This is a genomic window from Rhodococcus globerulus NBRC 14531 (assembly GCF_001894805.1).
Taxonomy (GTDB): Bacteria; Actinomycetota; Actinomycetes; order Mycobacteriales; family Mycobacteriaceae; genus Rhodococcus_F; species Rhodococcus_F globerula.
The window spans coordinates 1,022,462-1,046,307 of record NZ_BCWX01000003.1 but is presented as its reverse complement, the minus strand read 5'-3'; the positions used below and the strand labels follow the sequence as shown (position 1 = coordinate 1,046,307).

Genomic DNA, 23,846 nt, shown 5'->3' with positions numbered 1-23,846 from the left:
AAGTGTCCCTTATGAACGCTTCGAAGTATCGATAGACGCGAGAGCCTTGCTTGCCACTCGAAACAAAAAGACGATCGCCGGTGCCAGCGCGCCGACAAGCAGCAGGAAAGTGAGCGGCGACGACAACACCAGAACGTCGCCGCCTGGCCCGCCAACCATGCAGAAAAGGAATCCGGCGATCCAACCGGCCAGCGGAAGCGCTGCCTTACCGGTTGTCGTCACTGTCCGCGCCGCGATGACCAACCCGAGGTTGAACACGGCTGCCACCAGGATGCTGACCGGAAACGGTGTGGTGCCGAGGTAGCTCGGGAGAAAAATCACCGACAGTACGGCGCACAGAAATCCGTCGAAGATCAAGACGCCGAGGATGACCGGGTCGAGAAACGCAAATCTACCGTCGGGTGTTTCGACTGCGTCCGGTGAAGCACTGGTCATGAGATCCCACCGAAGAGGTCGCCCTCACGGCCGTCTGCGTCCACCGGACCCAACTCGCCGCGGACAAGCACAAAATGCTCGACCGGCACGATGGGCTGTACGACGTTGTTGGACAACGCGAACTCGGTGCGGCTCGGCGCGACAGTCACCTGCGTGGCGTGCGCGGACAGCGCGCCGGCCTTGGACTCGAGAACGGCGCTCACATCGATCGCCGTCGTGACGTCCGCGTCGACCACACAGGGAAGCTCACCGGGCTCAGGTAGCCGCCACTGCGCCGGCACCTGCGCGATCGACGCGATTGCCCGCTCCAGAGAGCTACGTTCGGTGACGGTCCAGTAGAACTTCTGAGGGCTCCACGGCTCGCCGGCCTCGGGATAGACCGATGTTCCGGCCGCGGCAACGGCAGCGGTTGTGATGGCATTGGCTTGAATGTGATCGGGATGGCCGTACCCGCCGTTGGTGTCGTACGTGATCACCACATGTGGGCGCAGTTCCCGGATCACCTCGACCACGGCGCGAACCGCAACGTCGAGATCGGCGTTGACGAATGCCCGCGGATTGGCAGCTGACGGCGTCCCGGCCATTCCGGAATCACGAAAGTGACCGGCTCCCAGCAGGAATCGGGGTTCACTCACACCGAGACGGGACAACGCCGTGGTCAGCTCCGCAATCCGGTAGCCGCCGAGTTGATCAGCGGCGTCGGCAACCAGTCCGGCCCACCGATCACCGATTACCTCCCCTTCCTCACCCAACGTGCAGGTCAGGACGGTCACCTCGGCACCTTCGTCGACGTACCTGGCGATGGTGCCGCCGGTGGTGATCGTTTCGTCGTCGGGATGCGCGTGAACCAGCAGCAGTCTCTTCTTTACGACGGTCATTCCTTCACCCTCACCCAGTTGGTTGCGTCACCGAATATTCCAACCTGAACCGGACTGGTCAGGGTGACACCTTCGACGCCGGTTCCGAGTGCGGCCAACGTGCGGTCCTGCACGATGGGCAGAACCGCCGCGAGATCCCACAACTTGGGCTCGGCGTCGGCGATCAGCGCCCCGAAATCACCGATCCCGCTGAGAGCTTCGTCGATCCGCGGCTGCAGCGAAGGGTCGCACAGTCCTGAAATATTGCTCGGCGCTTCCGAATCGGACTCGCGGGCCGTAGTCGGCGTCGGCGCGGTAGACGTCGACTCCGGAGTCTCGGTAGTGGTTACCGGCACGGTGGGAGTCAGGGGGCAACTGAACCGAGACGCCAACGACGTGGCAGGGTCGACGCCGGCGCGGATCCAGCCGACCACCATGTCTACGCTCCCCGTCGTGAGCTCCTTACCGTACAGCTCTTCTGCCGGAAGGGATTTCACGGTGGCTGCAATTCCTGCGTCCCGCAGTTCATCGGCAGCGGTGTTGGCCACCGCGATCGCGATGTCGTCGTTCTCCGGCGCCCCGAGCGTCAGTTCGAGCGGCTTGCCGTCACGGACGACGCTTCCGTTTGTTCCCCCGACCACTACCGGTCCCGCCGGCGGCACGACGACGTAGCCGGATTCCACCAATTGCTCCATCGAACGCTCACGACTCTGCTTGGGCGGCGCCGTCGGTACGTAGCCGGGATCGGACGGCGAGAGGATCTGCGCTTTTGCCGGAACCGCAGCAGATTCACTGCCCGCGGCCACTACTGCCAGAAGATCGGAATCCAGAAGTCCCAGAACAGCTTTGCGGACCCGGACATCGGCAAACATGGCACTGCGTCCGTTGACCGTCATGTCGAGGGTGCGCGGCACAAACGTAAAGGCCGTGCTCACTCCCGGAACCGCCGACAGCTGAATGTCGGTAGCACTACCCGCATGAATCTGCGCGATCTGCGAATCGTCGGTGCGCATCGCTTCGGCCAACTGCGCAGCCGACCCGGCCCGGCGCATCACGATCTGATCCGGGTCCGACGGCTCTCCCCAGAACCTGTCGTTGCGTTCGAGGATGATCTCGTCTCGGCCACGGTCGACGGAGCGCACGTGGAAGTGCGCCCCCGACACCGGAATTCCCTCACTCAAACCGGTACTGAAACCGCCGGGGGTGTCCTTCACAAGGTGGGACGGAAGAAGATCCGTGAAGAGTTCACGCCACGCCGGATACGCCGCGCGCATCACGACGTTCACGGTCTTGCCTCCACCGGACGAGGTGACGTCCGAAATCAACTGGTACCCGGCCGGGTTCACAACACCGGGAACCGAAATCATCTGCTGCCACAGGTAGCGGAAATCCTCGGCGGCGATCGGTGCGCCGTCGGACCACTGCGCTTCGTTGCGGAGCTGATAGCGAATCGTGAACGGCGCCTCCGAGACAACTTCCGCGGAAACGGCCAACGAGTCGTCGAGGACCCACTCGGCCTGGCCGGGCTGCACAGGCGAGCTGATCGGACGAAATACGCTGGGCAACACCAAGTTACCGACGGCAGAGTTCACCGGGGACAAATCGGCGAGGAGGTGGGGATTGAATCCGTCACCCACCTGGTCGATAGCCACCGACACCACCCGCATTGCCGGCGTGACGGGCGTCGTAGTCGGCTTGACCGTCTCGGTGCTCTCGACAGGCGGCGGTGGATCAGCAGTGCACGCCGTCAGAGACAACGCTGTCACCGCCACGGCCAACGCCAGGTACCGACGTCCAGCAACCACAGAGATATCCTTCCGTTTTCAGGCACGCGCAGCCTGAGTCCACGGTTTCCCAACCAACACGATGCCTGGAAACCATGAAGGCGAATGTACCTTTTGCCGGAAGAACACCGAGCAAAAGGCACATTCGCCTTGTCATGATTGTTACTGCGAAAGACTACAGAGAAGCCTTGTCGCGGGACTTGCTGCGTGAACGCTCACGAGCGCGCTCGGTTGCGTTGAGGTGCACCTTGCGGACGCGGACGTCCTCCGGGGTGACCTCGACGCACTCGTCGCCGGAGCAGAATTCCATGGCTGCTTCGAGTTCGAGCTTGATCGGCTTTGCGAGGGTCTCCATCACGTCTGCGGAAGACTGACGCATATTGGTCAGCTTCTTCTCGCGGGTGACGTTGATGTCGAGGTCTTCCTGACGCGGGTTGATGCCCACGACCATGCCCTCGTAGGTGTCTGCGCCGGGCTCGACGAAGAACGTTCCACGGTCAGCCAACTGGATCATGGCGAACGGGGTGACGGAGCCGGAGCGGTCCGAAACGAGCGAACCGGTGTGGCGCGCACGGATCTCGCCGGCCCACGGGCCGTAACCGTCGAACACGGCGTTGGCGATACCGGTTCCGCGGGTATCCGTGAGGAATTCCGTACGGAAACCGATGAGCCCACGCGAAGGAACGATGAACTCCATGCGAACCCAGCCCTGGCCGTGGTTCGACATCTGGACCATCTTGCCCTTGCGGTTTGCGAGGAGCTGCGTGATGGCGCCGAGGTATTCCTCCGGGCTGTCGATGGTCAGCTCTTCGAACGGCTCGTGGACCTTGCCGTCGACGACCTGGGTGACAACCTGCGGCTTACCGACGGTGAGCTCGAAGCCCTCGCGACGCATCTGCTCGACGAGGATGGCGAGAGCGAGCTCTCCACGACCCTGGACCTCCCACGCATCGGGGCGACCGATGTCGAGGACCTTGAGCGAGACGTTACCGACGAGCTCCTGGTCGAGGCGAGCCTTGACCATGCGCGAGGTCAGCTTGTGACCCTTGACGCGACCGACGAGCGGCGACGTGTTGGTGCCGATCGTGACCGAGATGGCCGGCTGATCGACGGTGATGCGGGGCAGCGGCACCGGGTTCTCGAGATCAGCGAGGGTGTCGCCGATCATGATGTCCGGGAAGCCTGCCACTGCGCAGATGTCGCCTGCGTAGGCAACCTCTGCCGGAACGCGCTCGACACCGATGGTGGTGAGCAGTTCGGTGATCTTGGTCTTGGTGATGACGGGCTCGCCGTCGACCTCGCGGCACCAGGACACTGTCTGGCCCTTGCGCAGCTCACCGTTGTGGATACGAACCAGCGCGAGGCGGCCGAGGAATGCGGACGCGTCGAGGTTGGTGACGTGAGCCTGCAGGGGTGCGTCGGACGTGCCCTTGGGGGCCGGGACGTACTCCATCAAGACCTGGAAAAGTGCGGTGAGGTCTTCAGCGTCGGGTGCCTGGCCGTTTTCGGGCTGCACGGTCGAGGCCTTGCCCTCACGGCCGGAGGCGTAGAGGACGGGGAGACCGAGCGCGAGCTCAGCGGCTTCGGCGGCTTCGTCGGACAGGTCCGATGCGAGGTCGAGGAGCAGATCCTGTGCCTCGGAGACAACCTCTTCGATGCGGGCGTCAGGGCGGTCGGTCTTGTTGACGACCAGGATGACGGGCAGCGACGCAGCAAGCGCCTTGCGCAGCACGAAGCGTGTCTGAGGAAGCGGGCCCTCGGAAGCGTCGACGAGCAGAACGACACCGTCGACCATGGACAGGCCGCGCTCGACCTCTCCACCGAAGTCGGCGTGGCCGGGGGTGTCGATGACGTTGATGACGGTGATCGAGCCGTCGTCGTTGCGCTTGTGTACGGAGGTGTTCTTCGCGAGAATCGTGATTCCCTTCTCGCGCTCGAGGTCTCCTGAGTCCATGACGCGATCGACCAGCTCGGCGCGCTCCTCGAAGGCGCCGGACTGACGAAGCATGGCGTCAACGAGGGTGGTCTTGCCGTGGTCGACGTGTGCGACGATGGCAACGTTACGGAAGCTGGTGGTGGTCACGCGATGGCTCTCCTGGCTGAGTAATTCGGCTAAGTAATCGGCCACGCGAAACTCGCATCGCACGGCTCTTCTGGTGGCCGCTGCACGAATGTGTGATCCGAGTACGTGCACGAATCGCCTCGAGAAGGCACCGCGGCCTAGTAAATACTACTCGCTCCGAAGACCTGCTCGCGCAAAGTGCGTCCTCTATCACGGCCACGACCTGCAGATAGTGATTTTCGCCACTACTGCAGCAGGTGAATCTTTTGCTGGCAATTCAGCGCTTTTAAGGTTACGCTAACCTTGTCTGCAGTGCGGTTCTCCGCCATCGCCGTTGAAGGAAAGACGCAGTGCCACATGGGAAAAGTTAAGCCAAGCAAAGTTTCGCAGCTCAAGCCCAAGAAGAAGTGCTGCCGCAAGAAGACTCGCTGCGTGAAGTGCCCGGTTGTGATCATGCGGATGCGGAAGCTCGAGAACAACGGCGCCTCCAAGAAGGAACTCAAGGTCGGCCTCAAGATGGCTCGGGCAGCCTGAGCCTGCGCAATTCGGTGAGCAGATCCGGTATCCACGCCTGATCGTTCACCACCATGTCGAACTTTTCCAGATCGTCGGCGTCCACCCACGCAAGCTGCGCATGATCCAGTGCCGCGGGCTCCCCGGCCAGGATGTCCACTCGATACGCTCGCAGAACTCGTCCGCGACCCAGTGCAACGTCGACGCCGATTCGACGCCCGCAGCGGACAACAACACCTAATTCTTCTGCCAGTTCTCTCTCGAGAGCGTGTTGCGGCGTCTCGAACGCCTCGACTTTGCCACCCGGAAGCTCCCACATCCCCGCCAACTCCGGCGGGCGGATGCGCTGCGCCAGCAACAACCGGCCATCACGGAAGATTGCACCGGCCACTATCTCGTACTCGTCGGGAGCCCCGCCACCCCTTGCAGCCTCGTCGCTCATGACACCATGATGGAGTATGGCTTCCGTGATGTCCGATTCCGCGATCGACGCTGCTCTCGCGGAACTGCCCGACTGGCACAGATCCGATAATGCAATCGCGCGGGTGGTCGAATCCGCGACATTTCCCGAAGCCGTCGCGCTGCTTCAGGACGTCGCCGCAGCTGCCGAAGCCGCCGATCATCATCCCGACATGGACGTCCGGTGGCGGAAAGTCACCTACACACTGTCGACACATTCGGCGGGCGGCATTACCGAGCTCGACGTGAAGTTTGCTCGGAAGATCGATGCGCTCGTCGCAGATTCGGCAAAAAACTGACGTCTGAAACCGCCTGAACCGACATAACAGTTGCATCAATATTCACATTGATCACTTCTGTCACAGGGTATGGTCTGCAAGCAATCATTTCGAGGCCAGTCATGTAATAGACTCCACCGGGATCCGTAGCTGCTCAGAAACTGAACGGCTGTACAACCCGGGGCTCTCTTACATAGAGTGACCCCTCGAGCCGTCAACGCGGTCGCTACGGCGCCTGCGCGGTCTGACTAAGGATGGGGAAACAGTGCTTCGAACCCGAGGTATGCGTAAGGCGTTCACCGCCGTCGCAATTGCCGCAGCAGCAGGACTGGCTTTGCCGGCACAGGCAATGGCCGATCCGGCTCCCGCCCCCACACCGGACAGTGTGCCGATCGAGTTCCTGGCATCGTTTGCTCCCGCCATCATCGGCGCAGCCGCAGGACCCGTCGACGCCCAGGGCGTCACCCAGGTTGCCGGCAATCCGCAGGCCGATCTGCTCGCACAGGCTCGCGCGATTCTCAATTCCGCCGGACTCCCGCCCGAGATCAAGGCGACGCTCGAGAAGGTCATCACCTTCCTCGACGGCAGCGGCGGCGGCGGACCGGCGATTCCGGACGAGAACGCACCCGTCATCGCACAGTTCCTGTACCCGACTCTTGGTAAGGGCTGCATCTCCGCGACGGCTGATTCCGTCGGCACCGCACTTGCCGTTCCCGGCCCGGCACACCTGCCGCCTCCGGGACCTGCCGCAGGTCAGGCCGGGTTTGTCTTCACCGCGCTCGGCACTGCTCCGGCCACCGATGACCAGCCCGTCCCGCTGACGGTCACCTGGATCAACATCGACAACGGTCGCAGCGCTACGCAGAATCTCACCACGGCCGCTCGCATCAACCCGGACGGCCCCGCCACCCTGTCGGCTATCGCCGACACCGGCCCGGGACGCGTGCTGTCCGTGATCAGCGGTTCGCTGACCACCCAGCCCGAAGGCGCAGATCGCATCACCTGCAGCTTCCTGCCGACCGTAGGTATGTTCGCAGTGGCTTGATCCACAAACGACGCAAAGAGGCTCGCCGAATTTTCGGCGGGCCTCTTTTGTGTGTGCAGTGCTCGTGATAGACCAAGGAATGGGACATTCCAGATCAATTCTGTCGATCCGCTCCGAAGGATCGATTCTTTCGATCGGTAGCACTCACTCGATCTTGTCGATCGGCAGCGCCTTCTCGATACTGTCGATCGGCAGCATCGGTTCGGCCGGGTCGATCCTGAGCTCTGGTTCCTTTGCCAGTCTCGGATCGGCGTTTTCCGCGCTGTCTCGGTGGTCACTGATGTCGTGGCGCGGAAATCACTCGTCGCCGGACGACCGGCCGAAACTGGTTGTGATTGCGCCCGAACCGGATTCGACGCTAGCTCACACTCAGACGTGATCGTCGGGTGCCGGCCGCGGCCAGGTCCGACCTTCGAGTTCTTCCACCGATTGGTTCAAGTGCCGCAGTAGGTCACCCAACGCCCGACGCGACTCCGGCGTCCAGTTTCGCACCACCTTTGCCACACCGGCAGTCGAATGTTCACGGTCTGCGCGCAGTTGTGCCAGACCGGACTCGGTGGGGCGGACCTTTCTCGCGAGTCCGCCGTCCGGGTCTTCGACGCGTTCGACCAAGCCTTGGCGACGGAGAGCGCCGATCTGCCGATTGATGGTCGAGATGTCCAATCCGAAGGCGCAGGACAGCTCTTTCAAGCTCATCGGTTGTTGTAGTTCCAGGCGCCCGAGTAGCAGGTATGCCGAGCGGTCCAGATGAAGTTCGGCGCGCTGTGCCAGGGCGTGATACCGCGACAACAGCGTCAACTCGTATTCGATGTCGACAAGGTCGCGGTCTGGGTCCGGCTTTTGTCCGTGCGCATTCGTCACGTTGTGCAGGATACACAGAATGTGTAGCGTGCACAGAATAGGTGGCAAGCGCTACCCACATACTTCGGGAGCCGAATGTCCGTTCACGCCCATCCGTCGAACGCGGATACAGCCGTCGACGCGACAGTGTCCCCGCGCCCACGATTGATCCTCACTGTCCTCGGCCTGTGCGGGATCGTCGTCGCCCTGATGCAGACGCTGGTCGTCCCGATCATCCCTCAGCTACCGAGCCTGCTGAACGCGTCGCCGGCCGACACGTCGTGGGCCATCACCGCTACGCTTCTCGCCGCTGCTGTCATCACCCCGATCAGCGGCCGCCTCGGCGACATGTTCGGCAAGAAACGCATGATCCTGGTCAGTCTCGGCCTGGTGGTTCTCGGTTCCGTCATCTGCGCGCTGTCGTCGTCGCTCATCGTGCTGGTGATCGGGCGCGCGCTCCAAGGCGCCTCCGTTGGTGCCATCCCGCTGGGCATTGCCATCCTGCGTGACGTTCTGCCACCGAAGAAGGTGGGCGGCGCGATGGCCGTCATGAGCGCCACCCTGGGCGTCGGCGGCGCTGTCGGCCTTCCCATCGCCGCGCTCATCGCTCAGAGCGCCGATTGGCACTTCCTGTTTGTCGTGTCCGCGGCTCTGGGTTGCCTCTGTATGTTGTTGGTGTTCTTCGTCATTCCCGAGTCATCCGTCCGCAAGCCGGGACGTTTCGACTTCGTCGGCGCCCTCGGCCTGGCCGCTGCCCTGATCGCCCTGCTCCTGCCGATCACCAAGGGCGGCACGTGGGGATGGACCGATCCCAAGACCCTGGGGCTACTGGCGTCGTCGGTCGTCATCTTCGTGGCGTGGGGCTTCTGGGAGCTCAGACGCAGTGCGCCGCTGGTGAATCTGCGAATCGCGGCACGTAAACAAGTGCTGTTCACCAACCTCGCATCCATTGCCATCGGCTTTTCGATGTACGGGAATTCGCTGTCGTTGCCACAACTTCTCATGGCTCCGAAGGACACCGGCTACGGATTCGGATTGTCGATGGTGACCACCGGCCTGGTACTCGCACCCGCCGGACTGGTGATGATGGCACTCTCCCCCGTTTCCGCCCGCATCTCGGATTGGAAGGGTCCGCGCATCACCTTGCTGACCGGATCGCTGGTCATCGGACTCGGTTACGTCGCCGCCCTCTTCGCGACGTCCGCGGTGTGGCAAGTCGCGCTGGCCGGAATGGTGATCGGAGCTGGTGTGGGACTGACATTCTCGGCGATGCCGGCCCTCATCATGAGCTCGGTTCCGATCACGGAATCGGCTGCCGCGAATGGTTTGAACTCACTGATGCGGTCGATCGGAACCTCGAGTTCCGCCGCCGTGGTGAGCGTTGTGCTTGCCGGTGCCACCATCATGGTCCACGACCGCGTCTACCCCACGCTCGATATGTTCAAAGCCACGTTCGTGATTTCGATTGTCGCGGCGGCCGTAGCGATGATCTTCGCGTGGTTGATTCCCAAACGGAAAGCGCCGCACAGGGAATCAACCACGTCGCGGCCGCAAGAATGACACGGCCGTAAGAACTGCGGGAGGTGCTACTTCTCCGAAGCGCCTTCGATGCTGCCGGCAATCTGCAGCTTCGACAGCAGGGTGTAGATGAAGTCGATGAGAAACTCCATGAAAATATTTCCTCTCGCAAATACGGGTCCCGACCCGTCAACGACGGTACCGCAACACAAGATCGGCCGAATCCGCACCTCTCGGACACGAGAACATGTTCTAATTTGACTCGGTCGTCTACCCGAGGAGTCACACATGGCATGGACACGCGCTGAACTCGATCAGGCCTTTACGGGTTTCCAGAACACCGTCGTCGAATGCACGCGCAGCGGCGATTGGAATGCGTTTGCCGACATGTTCACCGAAGACGTCGTCTACGTCGAGCATGCCTTCGGGACCCTCAACGGCCGTGAGGCCGTGCGCAAGTGGGTCACCCGCACGATGACCGAGTTCCCTGGAAAACGCATGACGGAGTTCCCCGCAAACTGGTACGTGATCGACGAGGAGCGCGGGTGGATCATCTGCGAAATCGACAATCCTATGGAAGACCCGGGCGACGGATCCACTCACGGCGCCGCGAACATCACGATCCTGCACTACGCCGGAGACGGATTGTTCTCCCGCGAGGAAGACGCATACAACCCGATGAATTTCCTGGCGATGACCAAAGCCTGGTGCTTGGCCGCCGAAGCCGCGGGCAACCTTCCCGAGGATGCCCGCGCCTGGTTGGCAAAATTCGGCGCTATGGTGCGATAGAGCCGATCGGAATGTTGGGCACGATCGAACCGGCCAATGACCACTGCCCGTAGTCGAGAGCAAGGATCGAATTCAGGTCGACGCCGATACCGTCGACCGTGCGCTTGTCGATCTCGAACTGATGCAGGTGCGCCCGAGGATGGACGTAGCCCTTCGGCGAGCCCCAATTATGTTGCCAGTACCAGGTTCCGACCCCCACGCCGATCATCGCGTCGAGCACGCCGGTGTTTCCGTAGATACCAAGATTCTGATTGCCGACTACCGACGCCCATCCCTCGAGATAGGGCCTGATGAGGTTGTTGATCTCGGCCGGCGACGGGTTGTCGTCGATGGACGCGTAGATCGGACGCCCCTCGGGTCCACCCGCTTGGCGGTGCAATTCGAGGCCCCGTGTTGCATGCCTCTTGCCGCCTTCGCGGCCTTCACGCCAATCGGCCGTCGCACTTTTTCCGAACTGATAGCAGGACACGACCTGCAGTCCCGCTGCTGTCAGAGCGTTCACTTCACCCGCCTTGACTGGCTTCCCCACCATCCAGTTTGCGTCAGGGCGGCGGTCGGATACGTAGCGGATCGCGCCCGCGTAGCCGCCCGCCCGAATCGACTGCGCCGACGGGACCCCGGCGGAGTAGTCGAGCAGAGTTCCGAGCGAGCCGGCATTGGCCACCGTCGCCGTGCCACTGAGCGCGGCCAGTCCAGCGGCGGCAGAACCTGCGGCCGCGTACTTGAACAAACTTCTTCGTGAGACGTGCACACTGCTCCGATCATCGGCGTATCCCGCCCGATCTAGGCGGAAAGTCGAGTTTCTTTATTCACTCGATTGCACCACAGTCACAAGGCCACCGCCTTGCACTTGACCAACACCAGCCACACCACCGCCGTGACCAGCGACAACAAAAACGATGGCCCCCGAAACTTTCGTTTCGAGGGCCATCGTCATCGGCCGTAGCGGCCGGAAGTTATCAGCTGAGCGACGTGAAGAACGTCAGAGCACTGAACAGGTCAGATGCGTTGCTGAGGAAGTCGGTGATGAAAGAGAACTGGCCCGAGAGTTCAGCGCTGGTCATGTGTTAACTCCTGTCGAAGATGAAACATCAGTGGTCTAACAGGCCCTCTTGCTGACCTGCTGGACTAAGACTAGAGGTCTTCCGTTACTTCCGCGACACCAAATGTGTCCGGGACGTTACATCTTCGGACCTAGGCGGCAAACGCATATTCACAGGTAACGCCCAGGAGGCGTGATCCGATCGAGATAATTCGCCCTATTTTTAACGATATCCGAACACGGTTTCCATTAGTGGTTATTACTTCGCAATCTCTCAATTCGGCCAAATGATGTTGGTAAGCCTAACTTAATTGTTCCTGTTTCAGCACTAGCGCCGCCCTGACCAGGAATGGGACGATTCCCCGCGAGGCCGATCGGCGCACGGACGCCATGCCGCGCAACTCTTCAGCCACGGCTGCGATTAACAGAACATCGATGCCTGTCGAGGCCGATCGAAACGAAGCCCGAAACAAACCCGACCTCCCAGAACGTGATGCTATTCACACCAAATGTCCGGGCCGTTGCAGACGCATCGGGCACAGTTGATGTCATGAGCCGCAACAAGAAGTCATGGAGTGAACTCTCACCGCGCCAACGACGCATTGTGATCGTGATGGGGTCGATCCAGTCGATTCTGGCAATCGCCGCCTGGGCCGATCTCGCGAAGCGCGATCGTGCGGCGGTCAACGGCAGTAAGGCCAAATGGGCAGCGATCATCGCGATCAACTTTTTCGGACCGATCACGTACTTCCGGCGCGGCAGGATTCAGTCGAAGTAGTCCCAGAACTGCAACCACTTCACGGAAGCGAACAGCCCGAGCGTCCCGGCATATATCGCCAGGACAGCGGCGGTGCCGAGGACGTTCGTGCGTAGTTTCGCTCCGTCGAACGGGTCGAGCCATCGACCGAACCGACGCGTCGCCGCCGGCATCAGGAACCACGTCATCGCCCCGACGCTGACGATCTGGCTCAGCCACATCGACAGCCAGGGCGGTGCGCCGATCCCGTCGAGCACCGGACCGAGAAATCGCGACAACGTCATCACTGTCGGGTAGAGGACCAGAAGAATGATCATCGCGGTCTTCCAGTTCGGAGTCGCCCGCGTCTGCCCGTTCTCGGTGCGCAAGATCGTGCCGAAAGGGGTGGAGCGCACGGATTCGGTGAAGTCTTCCGCCAACTCCTCGCGAAGCGCAGGCAACACCGCCGCCCGCTGCTCCGATCGCATCCACGCGGACAGTTGCGGTTCCGTCCGGAAGCGCAGAACCGATTGCCACCGCGTCGCATCGGCAGTCGAGCACAGCAGCAATGCACTCTCGTACCCCGAGAAACGCGAACTTTCCGCGATCAGGCGATGCTGGGTCCGCAGAAATTCGTCTTGCCGTCCGGCGACAACCGTGTGGTCGTACACGCCGATGCCGGGCGGCGGCACGGCATCGTCCACAAGGACAAGGTCCGAACTCTTGGCCCGGACCCCGCGCGCCACACCGTCCTCCACGACGCGTGCATGCTCAGGAGAGTCGAGCCAGCCATGCAGCTCGTCGACGCCGGAAAAGGTATGGGACACACCGTAATCGGAAAGCTCTGAACCGTCACTGACTGCGCTGCCGAGATAACCCCGAGCCGATTTTGCCGTTACGACGGCCTGAGCGGCCCACTCAGCGAACAGCTCGTCGCCACCGTTCTCGGGGCGGTGATAGGCCGTGACAACCGTCGCCGAACCGGACACGTCAGGTCGACACCCTGCGACCCTGGACGTACACGTGCGAGATCGCCGGCTCACGCATCGCCATCAACAATCCGAACAGAGTTTGATCACGCGCCAGAATCGGATCAGGCGACCGCGTGCCGAAGTTGATCAGACTGCCCAGCGCCGGCCACCCGGCCGGATCAACGACGAGGAAATCTGCCTCTTTACCGGCGTCGAGGTTTCCGATGCGGTTCTCCATGTCCAGCGCACGCGCTCCGGCCAGTGTTCCCGTGAACAGCAATTCGGCCGGGTGGAGCGAAAGCGCGCTGTCGCCCTCCTCCGAGATGTGCACTTTGAAAGCGTCGCCCAGAACCCGCGACAGGAGGAATTCGTCGCCGCCGCCGAAGTCCGAACCAATCGCGATGTTGACTCCCGCCGCCACCGTTCGCTTCCACGGCATCGTGCCGGAACCGAGGAACTGCTGCGACGTCGGGCAATGAGCAATCGACGTTCCGGTCTCCGCCATCCGAGCCAATTCGGAATCCTGGCAGTGGACGGAGTGCGCAAGAATTGCGCGGGGTCCGAGGAAAGACTTGCCACCGACTTCGGAGCCTGGCAGGAACTTGCCGTCGTACGTATCGAGGTACGACTGAACCTGGTAACGCTCGAGCGTCGTCGCCACTTCGCCTGTGCCCGGCCTGTTGTTCTCGTTGAGGTGACTGTGGAAGTACACGCCACGGCCTCGCACCGAGTCGTACAACTCCCCCAGATTCTTCAAGGTCTCCGTCGTTACGGCCAGAGAAAACCGCGGTACGACGGCAACGTGCAGGAGAGCAGTGTCAACGTCACCGGTGTCCGCACCGTGCCACCGATCGATCTCGTCGCGGGTCAGTGTGATCGCGTCGTCCTCGGACGTGATGAGCGCGGCTGCAGATTCGGGCCCCGTGGTTTGGATGCCACGGCCGCTGACGAGGCGAAGCCCGGTTCGCTGAGTTTCCGCGAACAGCGCGTCCTGCGCATGCGGAAAAGCGGAACCGAAGACCATTGCCGCGGTAGTTCCGGTGGCTATCCGGCGAGCGCAGAACGCGGCAGCGGCGTGCGCGGCAAATTCCGGATCGGCCAATCGTGATTCCGAGGGGAACACGCAGAGATCGAGCCACTCGAGTAGTTGTCCACCGCCGTAGGCGTCACCGGCGTAGATCTGCGGAAAGTGAACGTGAGTGTCGATGAATCCGGGCAGCAGAAACCCTGGGCGATGATCGTGGACGTCGCCGCCGTGCAGATGCTGCGGCAACGCGTCGAATTCACCACAGAAAGCCACAACACCGGCGTCGTCGATCGCGAGCACACCGTCGGGGAGAGAGACGAGCGCGTCGGCCGCGCCCTCGACCGTCGGGCTACCGGAAATGTGGAAGATATGGCCCCGATGCAGCTGTATCACTCATTGAGCAAATCACAGTCGCGGCGATACCGCGCGTTCGAATTGTCCGGATCAGTTCATGGTGGCGTGCCACACGAACGCTGCGGCCAAAGCGCCCGCGCCGTTCAGGGACCAGTGCAATGCGATGGGCGCAAGAAGACTGCCACTTCGATGGCGAAGCCACGTGAAGACGAGACCGGCCGCTGCGGTGGCCAGAACCGCGCCGAGAATACCGGCGATCTGGCCGACGACCCCATTACCGAGGAAGCCGGACAGTCCCGCGTTTCCACTGGTCAGACCCATCGACGACGCGATGTGCCACAGCCCGAACGTCAACGAACCCGCTGCGGCGACGCCCCGGAAGCCACTGACCCGGTTAAGCGTCCCGTGCAGGACACCGCGGAAGGCCAATTCCTCCGGAATGACGGTCTGCAGGGGAATGATGATCATCGACGCGATGATGGCGCCCGAGATGGTCGCGTAACGATCAGCCATGAAGAACGGCCTGGTCAGCGGCAGCAACGCGCCGACCGCCACGACGGTCAGAACCAGTCCGACTGCGATGAGTGCGTACTTCGAACCGCTTTTGAGATGCTTCGGGGACAGGCCCAACTCCGCCCAGCCCAGCCCTCTGCGCTTGCTCATCGCGAGGAGCACAAGCGCCGAGATCGGAACCGTCGCGATGCTCGCCCACACCGTGGTGAAGTGCGCAATCAGATTGGTTCCCACCAGAACCGCGATGACCACCGCGATGTCGATGTACGCGTGGACGCGAGGACGCGAGGTAGACGGGGCCGTGTTCAGGACAGCAGCATCGGACACGGTTGAAAAACTCATATAAGGCCGTCACCCATCGCCGCAGTTAGCTGAAAATTCACTCATTCAAGTGTACCGACGGCGCTGATGTGCCCGCCAGGTTTGCGTCGACACTCACAGTCGACTCTCAGAGTGCGGCACGTTCGAGTTCTGCCACGTCGATCTTCTTCATCTGCATCATCGCGTCCATCACACGCTGGGCTTTTGCGCGATCGGGATCCTGCATCAATTCGATCAATCGGTTCGGCACCACCTGCCACGACAGACCGAACTTGTCCTTGAGCCAACCGCACTGGCTTTCCTCACCGCCCTCGGTCAGAGCCGACCAGTAGTGGTCGACTTCAGCCTGGTCGGCGCACGGAATCTCGAACGACACCGCCTCCGAGAACGTGAACATCGGTCCGCCGTTCAACCCGGTGAATCGCTGTCCGTCGAGTTCGAACACCACCGTCATGACCGAGCCTGCCGGTTGACCGGACGGAGATCCCTCGCCGTATCGCTCGATTCCGATGATTTTCCCTTTGCCGAAAACCGAGATGTAGAACTGTGCTGCTTCCTCCGCTTGCGTGTCGAACCACAGGCACGGGGTGATCGAGGGCATGACTACTCCTTAGGTCGGGTCGGTCTTCATAGGGATAGACCGTCGCGGCCGCCGGAAATCATCGGGTAGTTCAGTCGAACAGAGCCGACTCGATCACCGGCCAGGAACGCGCCAGTTCGTCGGACCAATACGGCCAACCGTGTGTGCCCACCGGTTGCGCGCTGCGCGTGACGTCGACGCCGTGACTGCGGAGCACACCGGAAATCTGATCGGTACACAGATTGGCGCCGAGTTCCATGACACCACCGACGACAACGACCCGAGCAAGGTCGGGCGTCTCGAGTGTTTCGTGGGGACCCGGCAATCCTGTGCCCGATGACAGGTACACCTTTGTGCCGCGAAGCTTGTCCGCGTTGGCAAAGATGTCGTGCTCGCGCCACGCGGGGCTGTCCACCGGACCCCACATCTGCTCCGATGTGGCCATTCCGTTGATGACAACAAGGTCCGTCAGAGCCTTACCGAATCCACCCACCGTCGTGTAGCACCCACTGTAGGCAGCTACCCCGTCGTACAGATCCGGTGCCCGCTGGGCAAGCATGAGCGCGGCCTCGGCCCCCATCGAGATGCCACCGATCGCGTTGCGCCCACTGGTGTCGAACGCCCCGTCGATCAAGGGCGGCAATTCCTTGGTCAGGAATGTCTCCCACTTGAGCTTGCCGAATTTCGGGTGGTCTTCCTGCCAATCGGTGTACATGGTTCCGGTTCCGCCGATCGGCGCAACCACAAAAACGTTCTTGTCCGCGAAGAACTCCCGAGCATTGCCCTTCGTCGGTTCGAACCAGTTGTTGTCCTCGATCTGGCCCGAGTTTCCGTCGAGCAGGTACAGAACGGGCCGAGGCTCCGAACTATCGGCCGGGAGAAACACCCGCACGGCCATCGTGCGGCCCATCGCCGGACTGTCGACGTCGAGCAGCACTTCCCGCTCCGACACCGAAGTGGTCGCGGCGATTCGCGGCGACGCATCGGCGGACACGGTTTGTGCCGGCGGCGCTGCTTCGTCCGCGCTCGCAACGATCGGGAGAGCCACGACCGACGCCAGCGACACGGCACACGCCAGTGCGATCTGAGACATACGCATGCAAAAGTCCTTACAAGCCGAGGGACGCGGCAAACATCGGCCACGAATCGTGCAGGTCGTCCTGCCAGTAGCCCCACGAGTGGGTACCGGCCGGTTTGATGTTGTATCGGATGTTATCCATGCCCAGTGTGGTGGTGCGAGCCGCCAGCTGCATTGTGCAGAAATGTGTCGCAGCCTCGATGCCCCCACCCAGAGCCAGCGTCGCTGCCAGCACCGCGACGTCGTTGTCGATTCGCGGATCTGCCAACGTGTCGTACGGGCCGGGGATGCCCGTTGCGGTCGTGATGTACATCGGAATTCGCGGTAGCTTCTCCGCATTCACCACCGGATCGTGTGCAACCCACGCTGGGTCGTTGTACGGCCCCCACATGTTCTCGGGGTTACCCCCACCGATCCCGACGACCACTTTGACGAAATCCTGTCCCGGACCGGGACTGGTCATCGCGCATCCACTGAACGAAGCGACGCTGTTGTAGACCGTCGGCGCACTCATCGCCAGATTCAACACCGACGTACCCGCCATCGAGATCCCCCCGAGTGCGTTCTCGCCCGTCGTATCGAAGTACTCGTCGATCACGTGCGGCAGTTCCGACGTGAGAAACGTGGTCCACCTGTTCACGCCGTTGTTGTCGTTGATCTGTGCGAGCCCCGGATCCGGCCGCAACCAATCGGTGTAATAGCTGAACGCCCCGTCCAATGGAGTGACCACGTTGACGTGCTTGTCGGCGAAGAACTCCGGCACGTCGGTACGTACCGACCATGTCGCGTCGTTCTTCCCACCATCCACCCCGTTGAGCAGATACAGCGTCGGCGCGGGTGTCGACGTGTCGGCTGGGCGAAGCACCTGGACCGGAATTCCGCGATCCATCGACGGTGAATACACGACGACGTCGACGAGACGGCCTTCCGCGGGTACGGCGCTGATCACGCGTGGACCGCCCGTCTCGGCCACTGCCGGCGACGACACGACAAAGAGAACGGTTGCGGCCGTCGCAGCACCGATCAATGCACGCGCTATGCGGATACCTCTCATGAAAACGTCCCTCGAGTTGCCGAGCACAGATGGACATTATTGCCCGAAATGCTCCGTTTCGAGGGCAAACGACCCAGTCACGACTACCGTCCGACCGCCCGGCGTAATCGAGGAAAACCCCCAACGATAACCTGAACGGGACCTTCGCACGCACCCTTGTTCAGGAGAAAAGATGGCCGACTTCCTCTATGAGGACCTGTTGCCGATCGGTGAGGACACCACCGAGTACCGACTGCTCACCACTGAAGGGGTGTCGACAGTCGAAGGCCCGGACGGTCGGACCTTCCTGAAGGTCGAGCCCGAAGCGATGCGTCTGCTGACCGAAACGGCTCTGCACGACATCTCCCATTACCTGCGCACCGATCACCTGACGCAGCTGGCGAGCATCCTCGACGATCCCGAGGCATCCAACAACGACAAGTTCGTTGCTCTCGATCTCCTGAAGAACGCAAACATCGCAGCCGCTGGTGTTCTCCCGATGTGCCAGGACACCGGTACCGCAATCGTCATGGGCAAGCGCGGACAGCACGTATTGACCCCCGGTGATGACGAGCAGTCCATCGCCCGCGGTGTGTACGACGCCTACACACGCCTCAACCTGCGTTACTCGCAGAACGCCCCCATCACGATGTGGGACGAGAAGAACACCGGAAACAACCTCCCCGCGCAGATCGAGCTGTACGCCGATACTGCTGCCGGACACGAGAACTCGTACAAATTCCTGTTCATGGCCAAGGGCGGCGGCAGCGCAAACAAGTCCTACCTGTACCAGGAAACCAAAGCGATCCTGAACCCCGACTCGATGATGCAGTTCCTCGAGGCAAAGATCCGCTCGCTCGGTACCGCAGCGTGCCCGCCGTACCACCTCGCGATCGTCGTCGGTGGCACGTCTGCCGAGTTCGCGATGAAGACGGCCAAGTACGCGTCCGCGCACTACCTCGACGAGCTCCCCACCGAAGGCGCCATCACGGGCCGCGGCTTCCGCGATCACGAACTCGAGAAGAAGGTCTTCGAGCTCACGCAGAAGATCGGCATCGGCGCACAGTTCGGCGGTAAGTACTTCTGCCACGACGTCCGCGTCGTCCGTCTCCCCCGCCACGGCGCTTCGCTGCCCGTTGCCATTGCCGTGTCGTGCTCCGCAGACCGCCAGGCCAAGGCGAAGATCACGCCCGAGGGTGTCTTCCTCGAACAGCTCGAATTCAACCCGGGCCGTTTCCTGCCCGAGGTCACCGACGCGCAGCTCGACTCCGAAACCGACGGAATCTCCGGAACCGGCAAGGGCGCAGCGGTCAAGATCGACCTCACCAAGCCCATGGCCGAGATCCTCGCCGAGCTGTCCAAGCACCCGGTGAAGACGCGTCTGTCGCTCACCGGTCCGTTGGTCGTGGCCCGCGACATCGCGCACGCCAAGATCAAAGAGCGCCTCGACGCCGGCGAGGAAATGCCGCAGTACCTCAAGGATCACCCGGTGTACTACGCCGGACCTGCCAAGACTCCGGATGGAATGGCCTCCGGTTCGTTCGGCCCGACCACGGCCGGCCGTATGGACTCGTACGTCGAGCAGTTCCAGGCCGCCGGTGGCTCGATGATCATGCTGGCCAAGGGAAACCGTTCCAAGCAGGTCACCGACGCGTGCAACACCCACGGCGGTTTCTACCTCGGATCGATCGGTGGACCGGCGGCTCGTCTGGCACTCGACTGCATCAAGAAGGTCGACATCCTCGAGTACGCCGAACTGGGTATGGAAGCCGTCTGGAAGATCGACGTCGAGGACTTCCCCGCGTTCATCGTCGTAGACGACAAGGGCAACGACTTCTTTGCCCATACCGGTGAAGTAACCCTGACGATCGGCAAGCGTCCGGGTCTGTAGACAGTTCAATAGCAAAGAGCCCCGGCGAATTCCGATTCGCCGGGGCTTGTTTGTGGGTTTGTCAGGTCCAGAGAGCAGCCACAAAAACAGTCACGACGGACAGTCCACCGACCACGTGTACCAGGTTGGGGTTTGGCTGCCCCTTCTTCTGCCTGGCCCGCGTGATCTCCGCCAACGCGACGATGGCCAGTGAAAGTACAAGCTTCACAGCGATTTTCGCGTGAATGTAGTTCTTGTCCAGGGCACCTTCGCCGAGTCCGACGATGATGAGACCGGACAGGAACTGGAGGCGTGCACCCCAGACCATGACCTCGGTGATCTTCGGAGCCTTCAGGACTGTGAAATAGCTACCGACAAGGGCCGCCATACCGAGCAGGTGAATAACTACAAAGATATTGTAAAGAAATGACATATCTGCACTGTAGCGCCTAGTTCACGCCGCTTTTACCGAACTCCGCTATCAGTTACAGGATTCCGGCGTCCCGGGCCGCATCGCGGTATTTAGCGGCGAGCGTATCCACCGTTTCGTGCGCATTGAGCCCACTCGGATTGGGCACGATCCAGAGTTTCGCCCCCTCGAAATCATGGTCCTGATGGCCGGCCTTGGCTTTCTTGTTGCCGAAAGCTGTTCGATAGGCGGTGATCCCGGCGAAGGCAACAACAACAGGCTTGGTGTCCTGCACGATGTTTCGCACCCGAACTCCACCCGCCGCCAGCTCCTCCGGCGTCAATTCATCGGCCCGCGCCGTTGCCCGCACAGCGAGATTCGTTATGCCCACTCCCCGATCGATCAGGTGTTGTGTGTCTGCTGCCGACATACCGTCTGACGGATCTATCGGGCGTTCGATGATGCCTGCCCGCAACAACGCCGGATAGAAACGGTTACCCGGCCTCGCAAAATGCGCACCAGTTGCCGCCGTCCACAATCCCGGGTTGATACCCACGAACAGCAATCGGCAACCCGGTCCGATCAGATCGTCGATCTCGGCGTCGCGATACGACTCCAACTCCGCGCGCGTGAATCCCATAGCGCCAGTACATCAGACCCGCCGCGCAAAGGTATCGCGCACCTCGTCGATCGCGTCATGCATCAACTGTTCGTAGTGATCGATATCCGCAATCGCCGACGGACTGGTTGTGATGCTGATGGTCACGGTGTCACCGATTCCATGGACACCGTGAGTGAGTGACATGACCGGCGACAGGCTCGGAAACCCTGCCGTGAATCGCACCGTTGCGCCGCCGAACACCAAGTCCGCGGCTCCGCGAGCAACACTCGACACCACCGTATTACCCGTCACCGTCTCGGGAATCGCGGTGAAGTCGTATTGCTGCACGCCCCAACGAATCAGCGGCCCCGGAACAGCCTCGAGCGCCCGGTCCGACGCCGCACTGGATGGGTGCGCTGCTCGCGCTCGGCGCTCGGCCAGCGATTCCGTGATGCGTTCGGCTCGCTCGCGAAGATCGGCCACCTCCGGAAACAAACCGACACCTGCGTTCCGGAAGTGGTTGCGCGATTTCGGTTTTCCATCCTTCGCGATCGTGACCTCCGCGCCCAACTCAGGAGGAACGACGCCATCGGCGGCCAGCAGGTACTTGGTCATGGCCACCGAGATAGCCGTCATCGCCCCCACTGTCACGGAGACCCCGTCGGCTCGGAGATCTGCCGCGTCGCGCACGACCATCCGAACAAGCCTGTGCGCATCCGGGGCGATGTTCGAGGTAACCTTCGGACGGTTCGGGGCCTGCGGCGCAACAACTCCCGACTCGGTATCGGCCTGGAGTTGTAGCTGAGCCTGATGACCCGCGCGGCCGTCGCGAAACAGTCGGTAGATCTGGCTGGGCAGGCGCAGTGCCGCCCGGGCGAGTATTTCTACCGAACTGATCGAGCGTCTGTCGATCTCTGTGGTTTTCGGCTCGTCTGCCGAGAACAGCGTGCGGGCAACAGCACTCGCCCGCTTGCCGTCCGCCAGCGAATGAGCCACTTGCAGAACGGCAATCAACGCAGGGCCGTCGCAGCGCGGTGCGCCGTGCACGCCTTCGAAAAGATGCAGCAGCCAGGGTGTCGCGCGCGGATTGACGTGGTTCTCGAGCAACACCTCGATCGCATTGATGCACTGCTCCCACGAAGAGTCGGGAAGTCGATGCGTCACGACCAACGACTGGTCGACCGGCATCGGTTCCCACAGCGGATAATCCAGATGCCACGGCACTTCACGAATCCGCACGCACAGATCCGGAATCGACGACGCGCGATCGAGGACCGCGCGTCGTACATCCTCGAGCGATTCCGATTGCCCCTCGAAGCAGTACAGCAGGAGTTGATCGTTGGGGATCTTTTCCGAAATCCAGAAAGTTTGGGCGTCGGTGGGCGTCATCCGTAACACCGGGTGACGGTACCACCGCGGCATCAGCCCTTTTCGGCTTCGGCTTTCAACTGTGCAAGGCCCTTCTCGAAGTCCTTGCCCACCATCTTGTCCATGCTGAAAATGAATCCGAAAATCTTGAAGAAGAAGTTCTTCTTCCCTGTCATTTGCCATGTCACCCGAGTCGAACTGTCCTGCGGTTCGAGAAGAAACGTCGTGACGTTCTGCGCTTTGAACGGTTTGAGGAAGGAAAGATCCAAGACAACACGGCTACCCGGCACCGATTCGGTGATCTTCATCGAGCCTGAACCGGCCTTCTTGTTGCCAGACCAGGCGTACGACGCACCAACACCGGAATCCGGTCCCGAGTATGTCCGCTGCATCGCCGGGTCCAGTCCTTCCCACGGGGACCAGGTGGTCCAGCGGTGGAAGTCGTTGATCAGATCGAAGACTGTGGCAGCCTCCGCATTGATCACAGCGGAGCGTTCGACAAGAAACTCGTCGGAATTCGGTGAAGCCATAGTCGTCTCTCCAGAAGTTCTCGGGGCGATCAGTCTGACGGAATTATCCACCGTGACGCTGCCGCCGTCGAGACAGAACTCAATCGCGCAGGCACAGGCAGAAGTGATGGCCGACCGGGTCGCGGTAGACCCGGAAAGTCGGATGCTCAGCAATCCCGTCGACGCGTTGCGCTCCGAGGCTCAGTACCCACTCCTCGGCCGGGTCGAAAGCCTCTACCAGGAGATCGAGGTGGATTCCCACACCCACCTTCGGCCAGTCCACCGGAACAAAACCCGGGGCAAGTTGAAACGCGAGTCGTTGACCTGGCAGGCCTTCGATGACGTGCCAATCATCCTCCGCGCGAACAATTCTCCATCTGAGAACCTGTTCGTAGAAGCGTGCCAGCGCAGCCGGATCCGGACAGTCCAGGACTGTGTAGTCCATTCCGATATCCGGGTGCATCGCTAAGCCTTCTTCTCCGCAACTTTCTTACGCACGAAGATGAGTGGGAGCAGCAGAGTCGCGAGGGCCGTGACAAGCCACACGAGGACCGTGCTCATAATCCACGTCGACACACCGGTGATTGTCAGCCCGCCGAAAATCGATGCGATCAGCAGAGCGACGAAAGTCGAGACCAACCCGATTCCGCCGAGGAATGCCGGCGCGTGGCGCTTAGCCATTTTGGCGATGAACGGCGACAGGACCGACTGCGCGATCGCAAAGATGACAACCGCCGTGATGAAACCCGACGCGCTCACAGAAAACCCCGAAAGCAACCACGTCGCAACAAGAAGTCCGACCGCGGCAGACCCGAGGAATATCGCGGCGCGAATCAGAAAACTAATCATTAACC

27 protein-coding genes are annotated in these 23,846 nt (G+C 61.7%); 8 read left to right on the top strand and 19 right to left on the bottom strand.

Annotated elements, in window-relative coordinates; translation table 11 throughout:
* Nucleotides 1-9: 9 nt before the first annotated feature.
* The 4 genes from RG2_RS20210 to typA all read right to left on the bottom strand — a co-directional run bounded on the left by RG2_RS20210 (nt 10) and on the right by typA (nt 5,159).
* Nucleotides 10-435 (bottom strand): hypothetical protein, encoded by a 426-nt coding sequence (locus tag RG2_RS20210; protein WP_033234463.1) that lies wholly within the window; start codon nt 433-435, stop codon nt 10-12.
* Nucleotides 432-1,313 carry an N-acetyl-1-D-myo-inositol-2-amino-2-deoxy-alpha-D-glucopyranoside deacetylase gene (gene mshB, locus RG2_RS20205; protein WP_033234464.1) on the bottom strand — a complete coding sequence of 294 codons (882 nt, stop codon included), beginning with the start codon at nt 1,311-1,313 and terminating at the stop codon, nt 432-434. Before mshB ends, RG2_RS20210 begins: the two co-directional genes overlap by 4 nt.
* Complete coding sequence (locus tag RG2_RS20200) at nt 1,310-3,097, bottom strand: ABC transporter family substrate-binding protein (RefSeq protein WP_033234465.1); 1,788 nt, start codon at nt 3,095-3,097, stop codon at nt 1,310-1,312. The genes mshB and RG2_RS20200 overlap by 4 nt, the downstream gene beginning before the upstream one ends.
* A gap of 154 nt (nt 3,098-3,251) precedes the next feature.
* Nucleotides 3,252-5,159, bottom strand: a complete 1,908-nt coding sequence (gene typA / locus RG2_RS20195; protein ID WP_033234466.1) for a translational GTPase TypA — start codon at nt 5,157-5,159, stop codon at nt 3,252-3,254.
* 336 nt (nt 5,160-5,495) lie between these two features.
* On the opposite strand from typA, the gene RG2_RS31885 reads away from it, so the two are divergent.
* Entirely contained in the window at nt 5,496-5,672 is a 177-nt protein-coding gene (locus tag RG2_RS31885) for a hypothetical protein (protein ID WP_092807195.1), read from the top strand.
* Here the strand turns inward: RG2_RS31885 and RG2_RS20190 are convergent.
* Complete coding sequence (locus tag RG2_RS20190) at nt 5,650-6,093, bottom strand: (deoxy)nucleoside triphosphate pyrophosphohydrolase (protein ID WP_051730499.1); 444 nt, start codon at nt 6,091-6,093, stop codon at nt 5,650-5,652. The genes RG2_RS31885 and RG2_RS20190 overlap by 23 nt on opposite strands.
* Before the next feature lie 16 nt (nt 6,094-6,109).
* Between RG2_RS20190 and RG2_RS20185 the strand changes: the two genes are divergently transcribed.
* The 3 genes from RG2_RS20185 to RG2_RS20175 all read left to right on the top strand — a co-directional run bounded on the left by RG2_RS20185 (nt 6,110) and on the right by RG2_RS20175 (nt 7,812).
* Nucleotides 6,110-6,409 carry a 4a-hydroxytetrahydrobiopterin dehydratase gene (locus RG2_RS20185; RefSeq protein ID WP_033234468.1) on the top strand — a complete coding sequence of 100 codons (300 nt, stop codon included), beginning with the start codon at nt 6,110-6,112 and terminating at the stop codon, nt 6,407-6,409.
* Between the two features lie 262 nt (nt 6,410-6,671).
* A complete protein-coding gene (locus RG2_RS20180) occupies nt 6,672-7,433 on the top strand; it encodes an Rv1157c family protein (protein WP_033234469.1) in 762 nt (253 codons plus the stop codon).
* Between the two features lie 79 nt (nt 7,434-7,512).
* Complete coding sequence (locus RG2_RS20175) at nt 7,513-7,812, top strand: hypothetical protein (RefSeq protein ID WP_045069448.1); 300 nt, start codon at nt 7,513-7,515, stop codon at nt 7,810-7,812.
* On the opposite strand, the gene RG2_RS20170 is transcribed toward RG2_RS20175, so the two are convergent.
* A complete protein-coding gene (locus tag RG2_RS20170) occupies nt 7,803-8,294 on the bottom strand; it encodes a MarR family winged helix-turn-helix transcriptional regulator (RefSeq protein ID WP_045069445.1) in 492 nt (163 codons plus the stop codon). The genes RG2_RS20175 and RG2_RS20170 overlap by 10 nt on opposite strands.
* Nucleotides 8,295-8,369: 75 nt before the next feature.
* Here RG2_RS20170 and RG2_RS20165 point away from each other — a divergent pair, with 75 nt between their 5' ends.
* The gene (locus RG2_RS20165; protein WP_051730500.1) at nt 8,370-9,833 is read left to right on the top strand and encodes an MFS transporter; all 1,464 of its coding nucleotides are present in this window, start codon (nt 8,370-8,372) and stop codon (nt 9,831-9,833) included.
* A gap of 246 nt (nt 9,834-10,079) precedes the next feature.
* The gene (locus tag RG2_RS20160; RefSeq protein ID WP_033234471.1) at nt 10,080-10,580 is read left to right on the top strand and encodes a nuclear transport factor 2 family protein; all 501 of its coding nucleotides are present in this window, start codon (nt 10,080-10,082) and stop codon (nt 10,578-10,580) included.
* Here RG2_RS20160 and RG2_RS20155 read toward each other — a convergent pair.
* Nucleotides 10,567-11,331, bottom strand: coding sequence for a DUF1906 domain-containing protein (locus tag RG2_RS20155; protein WP_033234472.1), 765 nt, complete (start codon nt 11,329-11,331; stop codon nt 10,567-10,569). The two genes, RG2_RS20160 and RG2_RS20155, sit on opposite strands and share 14 nt — an antisense overlap.
* A gap of 841 nt (nt 11,332-12,172) precedes the next feature.
* Between RG2_RS20155 and RG2_RS20150 the strand changes: the two genes are divergently transcribed.
* Nucleotides 12,173-12,400: a PLDc N-terminal domain-containing protein gene (locus RG2_RS20150; RefSeq protein ID WP_033234609.1), complete on the top strand. Its 228-nt coding sequence runs from the start codon at nt 12,173-12,175 to the stop codon at nt 12,398-12,400.
* On the opposite strand, the gene RG2_RS20145 is transcribed toward RG2_RS20150, so the two are convergent.
* The 6 genes from RG2_RS20145 to RG2_RS20120 form a co-directional block, all read right to left on the bottom strand.
* Nucleotides 12,388-13,347 carry an antibiotic biosynthesis monooxygenase gene (locus tag RG2_RS20145; protein ID WP_033234473.1) on the bottom strand — a complete coding sequence of 320 codons (960 nt, stop codon included), beginning with the start codon at nt 13,345-13,347 and terminating at the stop codon, nt 12,388-12,390. The genes RG2_RS20150 and RG2_RS20145 overlap by 13 nt on opposite strands.
* Nucleotide 13,348: 1 nt before the next feature.
* Nucleotides 13,349-14,749 carry an amidohydrolase family protein gene (locus RG2_RS20140; RefSeq protein WP_033234474.1) on the bottom strand — a complete coding sequence of 467 codons (1,401 nt, stop codon included), beginning with the start codon at nt 14,747-14,749 and terminating at the stop codon, nt 13,349-13,351.
* Nucleotides 14,750-14,800: 51 nt separating this feature from the next.
* Nucleotides 14,801-15,565 carry a CPBP family intramembrane glutamic endopeptidase gene (locus tag RG2_RS20135; protein ID WP_033234475.1) on the bottom strand — a complete coding sequence of 255 codons (765 nt, stop codon included), beginning with the start codon at nt 15,563-15,565 and terminating at the stop codon, nt 14,801-14,803.
* Nucleotides 15,566-15,671: 106 nt separating this feature from the next.
* Nucleotides 15,672-16,145 carry a VOC family protein gene (locus RG2_RS20130; protein WP_033234476.1) on the bottom strand — a complete coding sequence of 158 codons (474 nt, stop codon included), beginning with the start codon at nt 16,143-16,145 and terminating at the stop codon, nt 15,672-15,674.
* Nucleotides 16,146-16,215: 70 nt separating this feature from the next.
* The gene (locus RG2_RS20125) at nt 16,216-17,223 is read right to left on the bottom strand and encodes an alpha/beta hydrolase (protein WP_045069438.1); all 1,008 of its coding nucleotides are present in this window, start codon (nt 17,221-17,223) and stop codon (nt 16,216-16,218) included.
* Between the two features lie 10 nt (nt 17,224-17,233).
* On the bottom strand, nt 17,234-18,256 hold the full coding sequence (locus RG2_RS20120) for an alpha/beta hydrolase (RefSeq protein ID WP_033234478.1): 1,023 nt from the start codon (nt 18,254-18,256) through the stop codon (nt 17,234-17,236).
* 172 nt (nt 18,257-18,428) lie between these two features.
* On the opposite strand from RG2_RS20120, the gene RG2_RS20115 reads away from it, so the two are divergent.
* A complete protein-coding gene (locus RG2_RS20115) occupies nt 18,429-20,126 on the top strand; it encodes a fumarate hydratase (protein WP_033234479.1) in 1,698 nt (565 codons plus the stop codon).
* A 61-nt stretch (nt 20,127-20,187) separates the two neighbouring features.
* On the opposite strand, the gene RG2_RS20110 is transcribed toward RG2_RS20115, so the two are convergent.
* The 6 genes from RG2_RS20110 to RG2_RS20085 form a co-directional block, all read right to left on the bottom strand.
* Nucleotides 20,188-20,538 carry a hypothetical protein gene (locus tag RG2_RS20110; RefSeq protein WP_033234480.1) on the bottom strand — a complete coding sequence of 117 codons (351 nt, stop codon included), beginning with the start codon at nt 20,536-20,538 and terminating at the stop codon, nt 20,188-20,190.
* 52 nt (nt 20,539-20,590) lie between these two features.
* Nucleotides 20,591-21,154, bottom strand: coding sequence for a mismatch-specific DNA-glycosylase (locus tag RG2_RS20105; RefSeq protein ID WP_033234481.1), 564 nt, complete (start codon nt 21,152-21,154; stop codon nt 20,591-20,593).
* A 12-nt stretch (nt 21,155-21,166) separates the two neighbouring features.
* Nucleotides 21,167-22,504, bottom strand: coding sequence for a WS/DGAT domain-containing protein (locus RG2_RS20100; protein ID WP_033234610.1), 1,338 nt, complete (start codon nt 22,502-22,504; stop codon nt 21,167-21,169).
* A 32-nt stretch (nt 22,505-22,536) separates the two neighbouring features.
* Complete coding sequence (locus RG2_RS20095; RefSeq protein ID WP_033234482.1) at nt 22,537-23,013, bottom strand: SRPBCC family protein; 477 nt, start codon at nt 23,011-23,013, stop codon at nt 22,537-22,539.
* A 79-nt stretch (nt 23,014-23,092) separates the two neighbouring features.
* Entirely contained in the window at nt 23,093-23,437 is a 345-nt protein-coding gene (locus RG2_RS20090; protein ID WP_230590148.1) for a VOC family protein, read from the bottom strand.
* Between the two features lie 20 nt (nt 23,438-23,457).
* A complete protein-coding gene (locus RG2_RS20085; RefSeq protein WP_033234484.1) occupies nt 23,458-23,841 on the bottom strand; it encodes a phage holin family protein in 384 nt (127 codons plus the stop codon).
* Nucleotides 23,842-23,846 lie beyond the last annotated feature (5 nt).